We start from the raw sequence: 17,691 nt of genomic DNA on the forward strand, positions 1-17,691 counted from the left end.
CCCGCTACACTTGTTTAACTCAGTTGCAAACATGGAATGAAGGACCAAATTCCATTTTCATCCGTTTTTTCTGGTTCTATAAGCTGCAGAATCTCTTTATCAAGAGCTCGTATCTCTTCCCCTGAGCGGGTTTGATTAAAAAACCAAAAATTTCCAGTCTTGTGGTATTTATATCCATTAGCCCCCAAAAGGGAACAGACACTAATCACTATATTAGCAAGGACAATTATGGCTTTGTAGATATCCGAGTCGATTTTGGGATCAACAATATCAAGAATTTTATTTTCAGCTATCTTTAATTTGGCACACACGTCTAGTTTGACCTCAGGATTCATAATCGCCTTATAAGTAATAGAATATAATGTTTTCCTGTAGCTTTCTTCTGCTTGCTTCCATTTTTCAAGCATTTCCCTATCTGAGACAGCCCCGGACAAACGTTCATGAATTATTTTACATTGCGCTTCAACACGCATAATAACGTGTCGAAAACGTTGGGCTTCTTCACTCTCTTCTATTGCTGCCAATTCAACCATTTCATTTTTGAGCTTTAAATCTTGCATTTGTCTGACACATATAAATCGCTCCCCTAAACTTTTGGCTAAAGCCAATTGCCGAGAATCTTTTATTGCAAGAACCCTCTTGCCTTGAGTCGGTATTCCATTTATTACTCCAGCATAAAGAACCTCTATTAATACCTTTCGAGTACTCTCCTCAATATGTTCCAACTGCGGTAAAAACAAACGTAAGGCTTGCCCTTTATGAGCTTCATTTAAAACCCAATGATACGCTTCAGGCATTATTACTCCTGATTTCCTTAATAGAAGCAGCGCTTTACTTGCAGCTTCCAGCTCTAGAGACTTTAACTTCCGTAAACGCGCGGGGACATCTTGCAGGTCTTTGAGCTCTTTCTCAAAATGATGGCGAATTGATTCATTCAAATGGCTGCGGGGAGCTAATGCAAGTCGCTCCAGCTCTTGAATACTGTAGGTTTTTGTTTGATCCAAAGCAACCAGGGTCGAAGCCAATAATGGATAATCGTTTGTGGCATCAATTATTTGTTGATAACCATCCGCAGATAAAAATCCTTTTACCCAAAAAATCAAACAAATTCTCTTACAGTCGTCATCATGCTGCGAATGAATAAAATTTAATTCTTCGAGTTTTTTAGGATCTTTAAAGAATTCCGGGACATCTTCCGTAAGAGCCGGCTCTAATGTTACCAAGCTGTCTAGCGCCTGGTAATAAGCTTCATTAGATAAAATAAGACGGATTAAATCTTCAGGATAGTTTTGCTGAATTAAAAATGGGAGCAACTTGATTTGCGTTTCATTCCACATAAAACCACTGAATTTTTTAATAAACTCTAAATTCTTCAGTAGATTGCGGTTTTGTTCGAGAATTCCTTGCTCATAAAATATGATGGTGATTTTCAATAGACTCTTATTAATCCGTTCATCATCGGTGAATTGAATTCCCAGAATTTCCTTACACAATTGGCTGGATGGCGACAAAAGATCCTTGATTATGCGAACAGGCAAAGAAAATTTATCAAGTATTTTGGAGTGCAAAATCAAATCCAGAGCAGGATTCTCTGCAAATAAGGCGGACAAATTAAGTTCACTAAAAGGAATGGCAGTACGAACTGTTTCAGGGTCCTGCCCTCCTTGCAACCGTCGCATCAACAGCGCAACACGTTGAAAGCGTAAATTAATTCCATTATCTTTTTTGACTGCGTTTTGTAATAAAAAATACGGCAGGGCAGAACCAAGCTGATTTAATAACAGGTCAAGAGAGGGCGCAGAAGAAACGGTCACCCCGGAATCAGGCGCTTTAATAAACGGCTGTAAATCAAAACTCGCTGCACAGATAATCTCTCTATCCTGTGGTACTGCATGGCCTTTTTTCATTAAGCCGATTACCCATTGTTTAGGGTCATCTTGTCGATACATCACGATAAGGCCACAGTCTTCCCCTGCATCATCAATATAGGCAAAATCCTGCCGAATCAAATGTGCATGACAATTTTCCGAGCGTTCATCTTTCTTCTTTAGAGGATCGGGGCCAAATAAATATGCCAAATTACCCGCAGTCATATTACCCTGCAGAAAATGCGTTCCTGAGACTTGTTTTTGCCAAATATTTAAATGTCTTATTGCGTGCGGTATAGAACCCAGGAAGTTAATCACCTCCCTATGAATCACTTTTGTGTCATCTTTTTGTTCTGCAATAGCCCAGTCCTGTCCAAATGCATGAAATATTTGTTGTGCGTTTCCCTGTACGATATAAGGCATAATTTCATTTCTCAGTATGACAAATTGAGAGTATTATAACCAATAATTGCCCGAATGGTGATGATTTTTTGCCAAAATTGCGTTTTTAGTGGGTAATGTACACATGATAAATTTACAGGCAAGAAAAAATATGAAATGCAATCTCATAGGAGCTGGCCGGTTAGGGAAAAATATTGCTTTAGCCCTATTTAAAGCACACTTTATCTCATCAATAACGATTTGCAATCGCAGCTTGGAAAGTGCGCAAAAAGCACATCTTGAGCTGGGTTTTGGCCAGACAATTGACAACTTAGCGGACTTACCTGCAGCAGAAATAACCTGGATATGTTGTAATGATGATGCCATTGAGCAGGTTGTTGAAACCTTAGCTTACCGTACCACTATAAAACCAGGCAGTTTTGTCATCCATAGCAGCGGCGTACTCAGCTCGGCATTACTTGCCCCATTAAGAAAACAAGGCTGTTTCGTGGCAAGTTTTCATCCTTTAAAAGCGTTTAAGACAAATTATCTTGAGCACACCGCATTTAAGCAAGTCGACTGTGTCTTAGAGGGAGATCAGGAAGTATGTGCATGGTTGAAGCGCTCTTTTGAGCAGTTAGGCGCGCAAACAATTAGCATTAACCCCGAGGCAAAAGCAGCCTATCATGCTGCAGCCTGCATGGCTTCGAACTATTTAATTACCTTGGCAGCCTGCAGTGAAGAATTATTGATGAACGCCGGCATAAATCGCCAGCAAAGCCGACAGATGATGGTCAATTTAATGCAAGGAAATCTCAATAATTTATTGCAAACCGAACATATCGCCGAGTCTCTCACCGGACCATTGGCAAGAGGCGATATCCAAACCATCGCCTTGCATTTGGACTCCATAGATAATCCTCAAATAAAGGATTTATACCAAACTGCAGCCTTGGCTACATTGCCGATGACCCAATTATCTGTAGAACTAAAGCAGAAGATTAGAGATCTTTGTAGTTAGGATATCAAACCTTGTAGCCGTAACCTGGAGAATTATTGGCAGGAAACCCTGGGTTTCACTTTGCCAAACCCAGGCTACATAAGTTGTTTATATCAGATCGCTACATTAATCTGAATTACTCATGCCAAAGCCTGGAGGCCTAGCGGTAACATCCTTTTGTGGAGCACCTTGTTTTTTTCTTTCTTGATTTAAAAAACTCTTCATATCTGCCACAGAAGTAGATCTTGTTAAAGATTCGGACTGATCCAAGTTTCCCAGATCAGGTGAAGACTGAGACCTATTCAATTTCGGTTCACTTACTTGCTTCTGTTCCGCACCTTTCTCCTTATATAATTGGCTCATGTCAGACACAGATGGTTGTCTTTCCTTTGCACCCTGTTCAATTAGCTCTTCATTATTTGTTTGCAACTCTTCAAATCGAGCTTTTTGAGCGGAATTTTTCGTAGCAAGTCTATACAGAAAATCACCCAGCAAAACCAGCGCTATTACTCCAGCTGCAACTCCTGCTCCTACACCAATCGCAATAGCAACTGGAGGAAATGCTGAAACAGCTAGACCAAGGCCAACAACTGCAATACCCAAAGCTCCAGCTTCAATTAATGCACCACCTACTGCTATCGCAAGAATGGCCTTACCTGCAGTCTTAAGCTCATTCCAATAACTTATCTTTTCTACCCCACAAAATTCTCTTAATACATTATCGGTCAACCCTTTATGGCATTGCCATTTCGACGCATTTTTAACATGGGTAGTAACTGTTTCTGCATTATTGGTATCAGAGAAAATACTAGTTCTCGTGCCTAATTTTGCATGGCCGCCCTGATCGATCAAACTAATTACGGCTTGGAACCCTTCAAGGTTTAAAGCCTCATAGAGCGCATCCAAATTCTTGGTTATATCTGCTGTATTCTTACAATAAATACTCGTTTCCAACTCATTTGCTAAATTAATAAGCCTCTCTGCTTCCGGGTCAGAAAGATACCTCTTTAAAAGACTCTCGCGCGCTGGATTATCCAAACTTACAAAATCAAGAATAGAGACACGACCATTGACGGCTTGCGCCCTTTCGTTTGCGCTCTTACAGCCACCAATAGATGCTTTTTCCGCAAATACAGATAAAGCTTGGTAGGTGAACCCATTCTCATGATGACCAAATGCACCCTCTTTGAATAGGGAAACTAAAGCAACCTTTACATTATGTACAATCGCCGCACGATGTGGCTCCGATTGCAAGTTAGTACTTACTAGCACGTTAGGAACTGTCATACTGCTTTGTAGGTTATTAAGAGTTATCAAAACCTCAGGCTTTTCTGATTTGAGATAACTATAAAAAGAAGGCCCATCATCAAGGGTAAGAAAGTCATTGTATTCAGCAAACAATGATTCAACGGACGTTCTATCAGGGTCCTTCAGGACGTCATAAATAGTATGCAATGAAGCCATTTGCGTCATCAAGGCGGCTTCATTGACCAGCTCAGAATTTTTATCATCAATCGACAGCTGATGGCCCCAACCATTAACGGCGATATTTTGGACTAAACATAAGGGTTTATCAGGGTTATCTCGATTGAACGCATGCGCCGCTGCCAAAATGTGTTCCGCACTTTGACTTTGCTTATTTTTGCTCTCATCATAAATTCCAGCAGGATTGCCCTTATTTAAAGTGGTATATAGATTGTAAATAAAGGCTTGCGGAAACTGAGGGCCCGCTGACCTGCGAACATCTCCACCTAGTTGATATTTATCTTGTAAATAACGGAGTTTTTCAACCGTATCATTCACAATCAGCTCGTTAAAAGCCCATTTTATTTTTTCATCCGAATAGAGTGCGTTGTCATATTTTTTGACAAGGAGCTCATTTACTTTTTGATATTCATTACGAATCTGCTCTCGTTCTTTTTGAGAGAGCTTATTTTTGGGGTCAAGTTTCTTTATTTCCTCATCTACTAGGGAATCATCTTTGCTTTCGATGTTTTTAGCTTGCTTTACTTCCTGTTGCAAAAGCTTTTGTGTGATAGGATGCAGTTGTTTTACCGCAAGTGAAGGAACGCGGACTTGCTGACGCTGAGATAAAGGGAATACATCATCTCCTTGCAGATGGTGAGAATACATCATGCGATCTGCTAAATGACTTCCACCCAACTCCTGATGATGCGAGGTATGCTCACTGGCGCCGATAAAGCTAATGAACCCTGTTCCTTTATCGATATGGACGAAATCATTAGTGCTGGCAGTGGTTGCTTCTGCTAGATGTTTTGATAAATGCCTTGTAATATTTGCATCAAATTGAATTCCAGTCGCCTTAATGACTTCTACTCGTATTGTTTTAGCAATATCCGGCAATAGCTCCTTTCTGGCCTTATCAAGCTCGGCATTTAAAGTGATTGCAAATTGTTCCTGATCAAATGGGTCTTTTTTATTAGCCTTGGCATAGGCTTTTTTCAATGCATTCGCTTGCAACTCCATGATGCGTTTATTAAGCTTTAAAAGTGCGGCCTCTATACCTTCTTGAAATTGAGCATCCTTATCGTTAATGCCTTCAGCGTGAACCGCAGTTTTAAGCATCCGCCCAATTAAATGGGCATGAAAGTGGGTTTCTTGCTGCAAACTAATGATGCGGCCCTTGGCTAAGCCTTGATATGCCGCTAAGATTTTTTCGCTTCCCGCAGGTAAATGTTCTGCTAGTGCAGAATCTAAAGGTGATTTTTGATTGCATCGGGTTTGTAAATCGAAGCTAACAGAAGTGATGCTCTGAATAGGATGCCCTAATTTTTTCTTGAACTCTTCTTTAAATAGCTGCAAGTCTTCTGCATCAATCTCTTCCTCGCTATCAAGATCTTTATCAGTACGATAAATATGTTTCCAATTACCCTCGTCAAGTTGAACATCAATAATAACCCGACCTTGTGGATCCATTGGAAAATATTCAGGATTCTGATTATATATTTTTTGTGCGACACTATGCAGCTCTTTTAAATATATAGCTTGTGCTTTAGCGCGTATTTCAGGGGAAGGCATAGGCAAAAACCTCTCAGATTTTACTCTTTATTGAAGTATAGCCCCTTTAGCTTAACAATTTCTTAATTCTCTGTATTAATTGGTTCAAAATTATTGGATTTTTTCTTTGCTTTTCTTTTCTCATGCCAGGTTTGCAACATCACAAAAAATGCAGGAACAAAAACGACAGCAAGGCAAGTCGATGCCAGCATCCCGCTGCATACGGCAATACCTATAGAGCGCCGCGCATTAGCCCCCGCACCCGTTGCAAAGACTAAGGGCATTACCCCAAGAATAAATGCAAAAGAGGTCATTAAAATAGGGCGAAAACGCGTTTTGGCACCAATTACGGCAGCTTCCATAATCGATTTATTATGAAGCTCATGCTGTTCTCGTGCCACTTCAACGATTAAAATAGCGTTCTTGGCGGCCAAGGCAATGAGCAGCAAGATTCCAATTTGGGTGTACATATTATTGGCAAGACCTAAAGCAGATAAAGCGAGTACCGTTCCAATCAAGGCTAATGGCACGCTTAATAAAATCGCTGCCGGGGCAATCCAGTCTTCATATTGACCCGCCAAAATCAGATACACCAAAACCAGTGACAAAATAAAAATATAATAGCTCATATTGCCGGCTATTTTTTCCTGATAAGCGGTACTCGTCCATTCATAAGAGACACCCGCAGGTAAAACTTGCTTGGCTAATCGCTCCATAACTTGCATGGCTTGACCGGAGCTGTAACCTGGTGCTGCGGCACCATAAATATTACTGGAAGGGTATAAATTATAAAGAGAAATAATAGACGGCCCAACCGTAGGTGACATATCAGTCAGCGTTCCCAAGGGCACCATTTCACCGGTCTTATTTCGCACATAATAATTACGCACATCACCAATCGTCATGCGTGAATCTGCATCCGCCTGCACATAAACCTGGAAAACCTGCCCGAATTTTGAAAATAAATTCACATAAGATGAACCAAGATAAGTCTGTAATGTATCGGATGCATCGCCCACCGAAACGCCCAAAGCTTCGGCTTTCACTCGGTTGATTGGGGCAGCAAGCTGAGGCACTGAAGCACGAAAGGAAGTCATTAGTCGTTGTAATTCAGGTTGCTGGCTGGCATAACGAATCAACTGATCTGTAGCCGTTTGTAATTTTTGGTAATCAAAGGAGCCGTCTTGCAATTCAACTTGCATTTGAAAGCCGCCCGCTGTACCCAAACCTTGAATTGGTGGGGGAATCATAACCAATATTTTAGCACCCAAGGTTTTTTGCGCAATTGCATTCAGCGCTTTGTACATCGCCAGCAAATCCTCTTTTTTACCGCGCTCACTCCAATCTTTAAACATAATATAAAGAACCCCGCCGTTGGCAAGGCTTGCGCTATTATCTAAAAGCGAGATGCCGTCAATGGTGATCACATTGGCTACTCCATCGAGTTTAGATACCTGCTCGCTTAAATCACGTAACAAAGCTTCTGTACGCCCCAAACTGGAACCATCGGGCAGTTGCACGTTCATCATCGCATAGCCCTGGTCTTCAATTGGAATAAATCCGGTGGGGATACGACTGAGGCCTATAATCGCCAAAATCACCAGTGTAAAGCCAATAAGACAAACCGATTTATTATTATGAACCAGTCTGTCGATGAATCTGAGATAGGTATCTTCTATTGGATAGTAATACTTATCAAATAAACGAAAAACAACGTTTTTCTTTTTCTGAGGGTCAATTGGCTTGAGCCACAAGGCACATTGAGTGGGCTTTAAGGTCATGGCATTAATCGCACTGATAAATGCAGTTGCGGCAATAACCAAGGCAAACTGGGCATACATCGCGCCGGTTAAGCCAGGCATAAAACCTGCAGGAACAAACACCGCCATTAATACAAGCGTAATACCAATAATGGGCCCCATTAACTCCGTCATGGCATTAATTGCCGATTGTTTGGGAGGTGTGCCTTTTTCAATATGTTGAGTTACCCCCTCAACAATTACAATTGCGTCATCCACCACGATCCCGATTGCTAAGACAAGGGCAAATAGTGTCAGTAAGTTAACCGAATAGCCTAATGCGAGCATGGCAAAGAACGCGCCGATGATGGTTACAGGTACCGTAGTGGTAGGGACCAAAGTGGCGCGAGCGTTTTGTAAAAAGAGCAGAATAACAATCAGAACTAAAATACCCGCTTCAAATAACGTTTTATATACTTCGTCTACGGATGCTTTCACGAAAACGGTTGTATCGAAAGGAATTGAATACTCCATTCCAGGCGGAAATTTCTTTGCCATCTTCTCAACTGCTTTACGTACTTCGGTTGCAACTTGCAGCGCATTGGCTCCGGGGAGCTGATAAATACCAATAGCAGCCGCCGGTTTATTATTCAGTTTCGCAACCTGGTTGTAGCTGTTGGAGCCCAGTTCCACACGACCTACATCGCGGATACGTACAATTTGTGCACTGCTACTTTGATTGGCCGTTTGATTGGGCTGTTGAGCTACTGTTTTCACAATGATGTTGGCAAATTGATCGACATCAGCCAGTTGTCCTGGAACGTTGACCGTAAATTGGTACGCTGCTTTGCCATCAGTTGGCGGTGCACCAATTTGCCCGGAAGAAACTTCCTGGTTTTGACGGCTAATAGCTTGTAGCACATCGCTTGGATTAAGCGAATAAGCCAACATTTTTTTAGGATCCAGCCAAACACGCATCGCATAAGTCCCGGTTCCAAAAATAAGCACGTTTCCGACACCAGGTAAGCGTGACAACTCATCTTGCATGTTAATTGCAGCATAATTATCAAGAAACAGTCCATCGTATTCATTATTTTTGGATGTTAGGGTAATAAATTGCAGAATCGCCGTTGATTTCTGCTGGACCATAACACCTTGCTTTTGTACTGAATCGGGTAGTTGTGCCATTGCTGATTGCACGCGGTTTTGTACCAATACTTGTGCAAAATTAAGATCCGTCCCAATTGCAAAAGTAACAATCAGCGTATAAGTACCATTATTCGTGCTGGTGGATTGCATATACAACATGTTTTCCACCCCATTCACTTGCTGCTCAATAGGCAAGGCCACGGTTTTAATGAGTGTTTTGGCATCCGCACCTGGATATGTCGTGGTCACTTGAATGGTCGGGGGGACAATAGCAGGATATTGAGATACAGGTAGAACAAATACAGCTACCGCTCCCAATAGCACAATGAGAAGCGCAATAACGTTTGCCAAAATAGGCCGCTCAATAAAAAATTTAGAAATCATTCTGCCGTTTTCTCACATGTTGTAACAATTACCCGAACAACGCACGCCTGACATATCTACAGGACTTACGACCCCCACTTCAAGGCAAAAATGTCTTTAACGAGGGAGTTTAGATAAACTAAATGACCGAATTAAAAACATTTTTTAATGAAGAGATTGGAATGTTCATAAGTCCTGATCTAAATTAATGCTTGGCTTGCGCATTACTCTTTGTTTGTGTCGCCTTCTCACGCGGCTCAACCTTATTGCCAGGAGTCGCATTCTGCAAGCCATCGATAATTACTTTGTCTTGAGCAGCTAGTCCCTTGGTCACCGCACGCATTCCGTTCTCTATACTGCCTAAGGTTACCCTTTTCGTAACCACAACATTGTTGTTATCCACAGTCAATACATAAGAACCGATTTGGTCATAAAGGATTGCGGTATCAGGCACAGTTAATTGATTTTTAGGTCTGGAGATTGCAACTCGCACTTGCACAAAAAGACCAGGAACAAAAATGTACTCTTTATTTTGTAAAATAGCGCGAAGCTCCATAGTACCGGTGGAAGCATTAAGACCCGTATTAACAAAATCCAGCGTTGCTTTATACTTGGTCTCAGGATCATTTTGTAAGCTTACTTCAACAGGAATTTTATTAATATCTTCAGGCTTAAACCCACGTGCACGAGCTGCCGCGCGTAATTTAATTAAATCAATCTCATTCAGATTAAAATAAACATAGATTGGGTCTATCTGCTCGATGGTGGCTAAATTAGTCGCCTCCCCATGCCCCACAAGATTTCCTACATCTACCAAATGCCGACCGATGCGACCATCAAATGGAGCGGAGATATGGGTATAACTGTAATTAATTGCCGCATTTACTTCTTCAGCTTCTGATTTATCCAGTTGTGCAGCAATCTCTAGGGTTTTGGCATACCATTTTTCGACTTCATTGAGGGAGGTAGCATGCTCCTTATACATCCGCTGTTGCCGTGCATATTCTGATTTGTTATAAATTAGTGAGGCTTTTGCTGCAGCAACAGTCGCCTTGGCCGCCCTAAGTTTTTCAAAATAGGGCTCGGGCTGAATTACAAAGAGCTCTTTTCCTTTTTTAATAAAAGTGCCGTCAACAAATTCAATTGAATCAAGATAACCCTCAACACGGGCAACCAGGTTGACTGAGTTATACGCTACTGTATTCCCTGTTTGTGTCACATATTCAGCCATTTCCGCAGTTATTGGTTTTTGCACAACAACCGCCGGTGCAGGAATGGTTGGAGCATTACTTTTGCCAAAAAAATGCGAAATCAAATAGATGAGAAATAAAATAGCAACAGCTATCCCGGCAATTTTGACTGACTTTGAATCTCTATTAAAGTTCATACCCAATACCATTTTATTTAATTTTTCCAAAATTTCCTTCTCTCTAAGGGTGAAGGTGACACAATGTGACCAATCGCTTCCATTTAGAGTTCCTCTACCACTTAGGCAAATAAAGTTCTTTTATTTCTTCTTTCTTCGTTCGCGGTACCTCATGATTTGGCTGTTTAAGTAAAGTACCCCAGTTCGTTCGTGCGGCCATTTCTGCTTTTATTTGTTGTGGCACCACATCATTCGTACCACGAAGTTCCCAACCACCACCAAGCGCACGATAAAGAGAGACTAATGCCAGTGGAATATTCGCTTGTGCATTAACAAGAGACGTTTGTACGCTCAATTGTTGTTGCTCAGCATTCAATACCGGCGTGAAATCAACTTCACCATCGACATAACGTATTATTGCTAGTTTCAATGTTTTAATTGCAGCGTTATTGGCCTTGGTTAAAGCACGTTCCGCTTTTTTGGCCTCGATATAAGCGGTAATACTATTTTGAACTTCTTGCTGTGCTTTGAGGACTAAATTGACATAACTTAATAAAGACTGTTGGAATGCTGCATCTTGCGCGCGCACAGCGTTGGTAATTTGTCCGTAGTTAAGTATTGGCCAAGTCAGTGCCGGACCAGCTGTTATGGAGCGGTTTGACCATTGGAATATATCCGAAAGCGAATTTTGACCAATATTATTTGAAGAAAAAACAAACGTTCCATTTAATGCTAAAGAGGGGAAAAGATTGGCTTTTGTTGCGCCTATTTTAGCCGATTGTGCCATCGCATCCAAACGCGCTTGATGAATATCCGGACGCCGAGCCAAGGCTTCTTTAGGAATGCCAACAGCTACAGTTGAAGGTGCACTGGGAATCCCTTTGCTTTTCCTCAATTCTCCATCAACACCATTAGGTACCGTACCTAATAAAAGAGCCATTGCATTTTTCTGCTGCTCTAAATTACTTACCAGAGGAGGCAAGGAGGCTTCTGTTTGTGAAAGCTCTGTCTGAGCTTGTTCCACATCAATCAGATTCGTTTGACCGGCATTATATCGAGCGCGTGCGATTTTTAATCCTTTTCTTTGCACGACGATATTCGCTTGCGTTACCTTGATTTGTCTCTCATAAGTACGAATTTGGATGTAGGTACTGGCAATATCTGCGGTAAGAGTGACCAAAGCATTATCATATGCAGCAAGTGAAGATAAAAACGTAGCATCATTGGCCTGAATTGCTCTTCGATATTTACCCCAAAAATCAATTTCCCAATTCGCAGAAAAACCCAATGATAACGTTTCAAAGGTTGAAGGCAACAGCGTTTGCAGCTCGCCACCACCAATTTCATAATAGGTGAAATTACCAATGGCCGCTTGTTGTTGTGGATACAGCTGGCCTACCGATTGGGCCAATAGCGCTCGGGTTTGTAAAACCCTTACCCCAGCACTCTGGAGCGTCAAATTGTTATGATACCCTTGATAAATTAATGAGGTCAGTACAGGGTCATGAAAAACTTGCCACCATTTTGTCGTTTTAAATGGCGCTTCTCTTACCGTTGCATCCTTTTTCGGCCAATGGGCCGCGATGGGCTTTATCGGCTCTTTATAATTAGGGCCAACCATAAAACAGGAGCTCAGTAACAGGCAGGCAACAAAGGTAAAAATTTTTAACATGGGTGCCAAGACTTCCCTATCTAAACTATTTTCCATTATTGGAAATGACATTAGCTTATTGCTTCAAGCACTTTATCATTACTATGAATTATTTAACAGATCATTGGAGTAAATCCCATAGATTAGGCGATGGTTCCACTATCATTAAAAAACGCATGGTCAGGATACAATCCAGTGGAACCCGGGAATTTATTACCCACATAAATCCGGGTTTCAACTATGCCTTCACCCCAGGCAACTTTCCAATTTTAAAAATTATTCTGGGCTAATGACTTGCAGTTGGGTCACATTTTGCAAGCCACGTGGCAATCGATTACCTCGTCGTCCACGCTCTCCTTTATAATGCTCCAGATCCGCGCCTTTCAAGGTAAAATGACGTTTACCCGCATGCACTGTAAGCGAGTCATCAGCGGAGAGCACTTGCAAATCAATTACATACTCCTCACGAGATGCGGCTTTAGCTGCAGGAATACTGATCAATTTATTTCCCTTTCCACGAGATAACTCAGGTACTTCTTTCGCAGAAAATATAAGTAATCGGCCAGCACTGGTAGCACAAGCAACATACAACTCCTCATGTTTAGGTAGAACACGCGGTGATAAAATTTGGCTGGATTCAGGTAACTTGATACAGGCCTTACCATTGCGATTTTTTACGTAAAGATCACCTATCTTAGCTATAAATCCATATCCCGCATCACACGCCAACAACACCAACTGTTCCGCTTCGCCGCCAACTACCGCTTCAAACAGTGCTCCTTCTGCAGGATTAAGCTTACCTGTCAAAGGTTCACCCTGTCCTCGAGCAGATGGCAAAACATGTCCCGGCAAAGAATATACTTTACCCTCGCTATCGAAAAAGAGGACTTGCTGATTTGAACGTGCCATGGCTTGGGCCTTAAACTCATCGCCAGCTTTATAGCTCAACTCGCTTCCGATTACATCATAACCTTTAGCAGCTCTTACCCAGCCTTTTTTGGAGAGCACTACCGTAATCGGCTCATTAGGCAAAATATCCTCTTCTTTTAATGCTTGTGATTCTTGTCGCACAATAATTGGTGAACGACGCGCATCACCAAACTCGTCCCTGTCTCTAATAATTTCCTCTTTAATCAAAGTTTTTAATCGTTGCTCTGAGGCTAAGATGTTTTGCAGATTATCTCGCTCAGCACAAAGCTCATCCTGTTCGCCACGTATCTTTATCTCTTCCAGTTTCGCTAAATGACGCAATTTCATTTCTAAAATTGCTTCTGCCTGACGATCACTGAGATTAAAACGAGCCATTAGTCCTTGCTTGGGCTGCTCATGTTCACGAATGATGGCAATCACTTCATCGATGTTCAGATAAGCAATCAGTAAGCCCTCCAGAACATGAATACGATCAAGCACTTTTGCCAAGCGATACTCCAATCGTCGTCTGACTACAGTTAATCGATAAGACAACCATTCGGTCAGAATATCCAGCAAATTTTTTACCCTTGGTCTGCCATCGAGTCCTATCATATTAAAATTAACTCGATAACTACGTTCCAAATCTGTGGTTGCAAATAAATGTGACATCAACCCTTCGGCATCGACTCGGTTTGAACGCGGAATAATAACCAGCCGCGTAGGATGTTCATGGTCGGATTCATCACGTAAATCCTCCACCATGGGAAGTTTTTTCTGTTGCATCTGTAACGCGATTTGCTCTATTACCTTGGCACCAGACACCTGATAGGGCAAAGCCGTGATGACTATATTCTGTTTTTCCTGACTATAGACAGCTCGCATTTTAATTGAACCATTACCTGTCGCATACATGCTCGCTATGGCTTCTGGCGGAGTAATTATTTCCGCTTCAGTCGGAAAATCAGGTCCCTTGATAAATTGGGTCATTGCGTTTAAATCTGCGTGTGGGTTATCCAATAAATGCACACAAGCATTTGCCACCTCGGTCAAGTTATGGGGCAAAATATCTGAAGCCATACCCACCGCAATACCTGTTGCACCGTTTAATAGTATATTAGGTAAGCGTGCCGGTAATAATGCAGGTTCTTGTAACGTTCCATCAAAGTTGTCAACCCAATCTACCGTACCTTGTAATAACTCTGAAAGTAGAACTTCTGCATAAGGCGATAACCGAGCCTCCGTATAACGCATTGCTGCAAAAGATTTCGGATCATCAGGAGAACCCCAGTTTCCTTGGCCATCGACAAAGGGATAACGGTAGGAAAATGGCTGCGCCATTAATACCATAGCTTCATAACAGGCACTGTCACCATGTGGATGGAATTTACCTAATACATCCCCGACGGTACGCGCTGATTTTTTATATTTGGCCGTTGCTTTCAAACCCAGTTCAGACATCGCATAAATAATGCGTCGCTGAACAGGTTTTAATCCATCTGCAATATGAGGTAAGGCTCTATCCAATATGACATACATTGAATAATCAAGATAAGCCTTTTCGGTAAATTCAGTTAATGGTTTTCGTTCTGTTACTTGATTCATTGATATTTTATTCATGAGTTTGATATCGTTATTTAACCACTAGGATGCTTTGTTGCAAAGTATTTTCAACAAAATGGGCGCTCTGGCCGATAGATAAACTGCCTGTAAATTGTGAATAACTTTGTGTGTTTTTCTAATTAACTTGATTTATTAAAAATAACCTATTAATTATTAATGCTTTTTAAAAATTGTGGTTTTTTAAAAAATCTTATTACCTGTGGATAACCTTGTGTATTATCATAACATATTTCGGATAAGTTATTTGTAAATAAATTAAAAAATCATTTTAACGCAGTAACTGTATGCCTCTTTTTCGTTCCGTTTCCCGGCAAACAAAATAAATAATATATAATTGTATTAATAAGCATCCTATAAAGGAAGCCGGAGATTAAGTAATGGATGAAAAGACGAATTTAAGTCCTTCCTTTGATACTTACAGCGATTCACGCCTAAGTAAGTACGTTCTGTATGTAATTTCCGTACCGGCATTTGTTATCGTACTCATTATCAGCATTTATTCATACAAACAGGTTCGCGATCTTGTAGAGGTTAACAATTGGGTAGCCCATAGTTATCAAGTAACTCAAGCTACAGACAAAATACTATATACTGTAGTTGATATTGAATCGCATCAACGGGGATATCTAGTTACCAACGATAATCTGTTCCTTGAATATATCAAAACTGCGACAAAGGGCTTAACTGAACGATTCGACAATCTTTTGCAATTAACCAAAGATAATCCTCCGCAGCATGAACGTGTTATACACTTTATTGATTTAGTGAATCAGAGGCTGAAAATAATACATCAAGTTATTCAATTCAAAAAGGATAATAACATAAATTCCCAGGACACCCAGGCTTTAGTTCATAAAGGACAAGAAATATCAGACGTAGTAAGGAGCCTTGGCAACGAAATCAATGCAGTTGAAATGGTATTATTGAATGAACGAAATCTCGTTGTAATAAACAGCGCCCATAAAACCAATTTGATAATTATCATCGGCAGCATTGTGAGTCTTTCAGGCTTAATTGCGGCATTTCTGCTAGGAAACTATGAGTTGGCAAGCAGTCTAAAGGCCGAGCGGCGAAGAATAAGTACCGAAATACAATTAAAAAGTATTCTGGAAAGTGCGAGTGATATGATTGCTGCTGTAAATAGCGAGCGTCGATTTATTATCTTTAATGAATCCTACCATCGTGAGATTAGACGTATATTCTCTAAATCAATTACTATAGGAATAACTCTTGAGGAAGCGTTCGCTGATGTAACCGATTCAAATAGAGCCTTAATAACATTATGGGAAGAGTCTTTAAAAGGAGAGGAATTTGTAAAAAACATTGAATTGGAGATCAATAAGGAACGAAATATCTATGAAATAACCTCCAGTCTCATTATCAATCAAAATAATGAAGTAAAAGGTGCTGTACATATTGTTCGCAATATTACTAAGTGGATTGAGGAGCAGAACAAACTTAAGGATTTAAATTCAAATCTTAATTCAGGCCTGCAAGCATTAAAAGATAAAAACAGGCAAATTACACTTCTTGTTGAAATGAGCGACATATTACTTGCATGTGGATCCCTCGAAGAACTAAATAATGTGGTTACCAAATATTGTCAACGCGCACTTAATTTTGCTAATGGCTATTTATATGTGCTGCATCCGTCAAAAAATTATTTTGAAAGTGTCGCCTCATGGGGCGATCCTACCCCGCAGGAAGCCAGCTTCACCCCTGAACATTGTTGGGCAATTCGCTTGGGTCATATTCATACGGTAAGTCCCTCACACCATGATTTGATTTGCAATCATATCAAAATTGATGATGATCAAAAGTTATTGTCTCATTGCGTACCATTAATGGCACAAAATGATATTTACGGCTTGTTATTTCTCGAAATGAAAGAAGAAGACACTACTCTGTATTCTGATGATCATCTACTTTTAATCAAAGCATTCTCGGAATTAATCGCTTTGGCCTATGCTAATGTACGTCTAAGGGAAAATCTGCGCTACCAATCAATCCGTGATCCATTAACCGGTTTGTATAATCGCCGATACTTAGAAGACTTTCTGTTTAAACAAATTCATCAAGCGGAACGTGCAAAACTGCCTCTTTCAATTTTGATGTTGGATTTGGACCATTTTAAACGGATTAATGATACTTATGGGCATGATGCAGGTGACGTTGTTTTGATAGAAGTAGGAAAAGTATTGCAGGAAGACATCCGTGTTGAAGATATGGCATCGAGATATGGTGGCGAGGAATTTGTCATCGTATTTTTTAATGCAGATCCAAAATCTATTAAGCCACGTGCAGATAACATCAGGCATGCAATATCCATGTTAAAAATTAAGTACGGCGTCCAACATGTTGGCCCCATAACTATTTCGATTGGAATCTCATCCTATCCAGAACATGGTCGCACACTGGTTGAGCTTATTGAAGCCGCCGATAAAGCATTATACTTCGCCAAAAATAATGGTCGAAATCAGGTTGTTTTATATTCTGATATCCAAAATAATACAGAAAGTTCCAGCATTAAAGATGACAACGCCGAATAAACCGTTCGTCAACATTTTATTTTATTCAGACGGTACTATTTTCAGTGATTTAATAAAATCGCCTCCCTCTTTTAT

The 17,691-nt window shown here is 40.8% G+C and carries 8 protein-coding genes; 2 read left to right on the forward strand and 6 right to left on the reverse strand.

Annotated features, from left to right (window positions below; genetic code table 11):
* Positions 1-14: 14 nt before the first annotated feature.
* Complete coding sequence (locus tag BW930_RS05455) at positions 15-2,291, reverse strand: hypothetical protein (RefSeq protein ID WP_058469316.1); 2,277 nt, start codon at positions 2,289-2,291, stop codon at positions 15-17.
* A gap of 130 nt (positions 2,292-2,421) precedes the next feature.
* Between BW930_RS05455 and BW930_RS05460 the strand changes: the two genes are divergently transcribed.
* The gene (locus BW930_RS05460; RefSeq protein WP_058469405.1) at positions 2,422-3,270 is read left to right on the forward strand and encodes a Rossmann-like and DUF2520 domain-containing protein; all 849 of its coding nucleotides are present in this window, start codon (positions 2,422-2,424) and stop codon (positions 3,268-3,270) included.
* Positions 3,271-3,375: 105 nt separating this feature from the next.
* Here the strand turns inward: BW930_RS05460 and BW930_RS05465 are convergent, their stop codons facing one another.
* The 5 genes from BW930_RS05465 to parC all read right to left on the reverse strand — a co-directional run bounded on the left by BW930_RS05465 (position 3,376) and on the right by parC (position 15,064).
* Entirely contained in the window at positions 3,376-6,288 is a 2,913-nt protein-coding gene (locus BW930_RS05465) for a hypothetical protein (protein ID WP_058469315.1), read from the reverse strand.
* Between the two features lie 62 nt (positions 6,289-6,350).
* Positions 6,351-9,539, reverse strand: a complete 3,189-nt coding sequence (locus BW930_RS05470; RefSeq protein ID WP_058469314.1) for an efflux RND transporter permease subunit — start codon at positions 9,537-9,539, stop codon at positions 6,351-6,353.
* Between the two features lie 184 nt (positions 9,540-9,723).
* Positions 9,724-10,917: an efflux RND transporter periplasmic adaptor subunit gene (locus BW930_RS05475; protein WP_058469404.1), complete on the reverse strand. Its 1,194-nt coding sequence runs from the start codon at positions 10,915-10,917 to the stop codon at positions 9,724-9,726.
* A gap of 82 nt (positions 10,918-10,999) precedes the next feature.
* A complete protein-coding gene (locus BW930_RS05480; RefSeq protein ID WP_058469403.1) occupies positions 11,000-12,556 on the reverse strand; it encodes an efflux transporter outer membrane subunit in 1,557 nt (518 codons plus the stop codon).
* Positions 12,557-12,811: 255 nt separating this feature from the next.
* Positions 12,812-15,064, reverse strand: coding sequence for a DNA topoisomerase IV subunit A (gene parC / locus BW930_RS05485; protein WP_058469312.1), 2,253 nt, complete (start codon positions 15,062-15,064; stop codon positions 12,812-12,814).
* A gap of 380 nt (positions 15,065-15,444) precedes the next feature.
* On the opposite strand from parC, the gene BW930_RS05490 reads away from it, so the two are divergent.
* Complete coding sequence (locus BW930_RS05490) at positions 15,445-17,616, forward strand: sensor domain-containing diguanylate cyclase (protein WP_058469311.1); 2,172 nt, start codon at positions 15,445-15,447, stop codon at positions 17,614-17,616.
* Positions 17,617-17,691: the final 75 nt, after the last annotated feature.

This window comes from Fluoribacter gormanii, from assembly GCF_900156395.1.
Classification (GTDB): Bacteria; Pseudomonadota; Gammaproteobacteria; order Legionellales; family Legionellaceae; genus Legionella; species Legionella gormanii.

Bases quoted from the DNA above. Each gene is read 5' to 3' on its own strand.
- BW930_RS05455 (WP_058469316.1), bottom strand. From the start codon at position 2,291: ATGCCTTATATCGTACAGGGAAACGCACAACAAATATTTCATGCATTT.
- BW930_RS05460 (WP_058469405.1), top strand. From the start codon at position 2,422: ATGAAATGCAATCTCATAGGAGCTGGCCGGTTAGGGAAAAATATTGCT.
- BW930_RS05465 (WP_058469315.1), bottom strand. From the start codon at position 6,288: ATGCCTTCCCCTGAAATACGCGCTAAAGCACAAGCTATATATTTAAAA.
- BW930_RS05470 (WP_058469314.1), bottom strand. From the start codon at position 9,539: ATGATTTCTAAATTTTTTATTGAGCGGCCTATTTTGGCAAACGTTATT.
- BW930_RS05475 (WP_058469404.1), bottom strand. From the start codon at position 10,917: ATGGTATTGGGTATGAACTTTAATAGAGATTCAAAGTCAGTCAAAATT.
- BW930_RS05480 (WP_058469403.1), bottom strand. From the start codon at position 12,556: ATGTTAAAAATTTTTACCTTTGTTGCCTGCCTGTTACTGAGCTCCTGT.
- parC (WP_058469312.1), bottom strand. From the start codon at position 15,064: ATGAATAAAATATCAATGAATCAAGTAACAGAACGAAAACCATTAACT.
- BW930_RS05490 (WP_058469311.1), top strand. From the start codon at position 15,445: ATGGATGAAAAGACGAATTTAAGTCCTTCCTTTGATACTTACAGCGAT.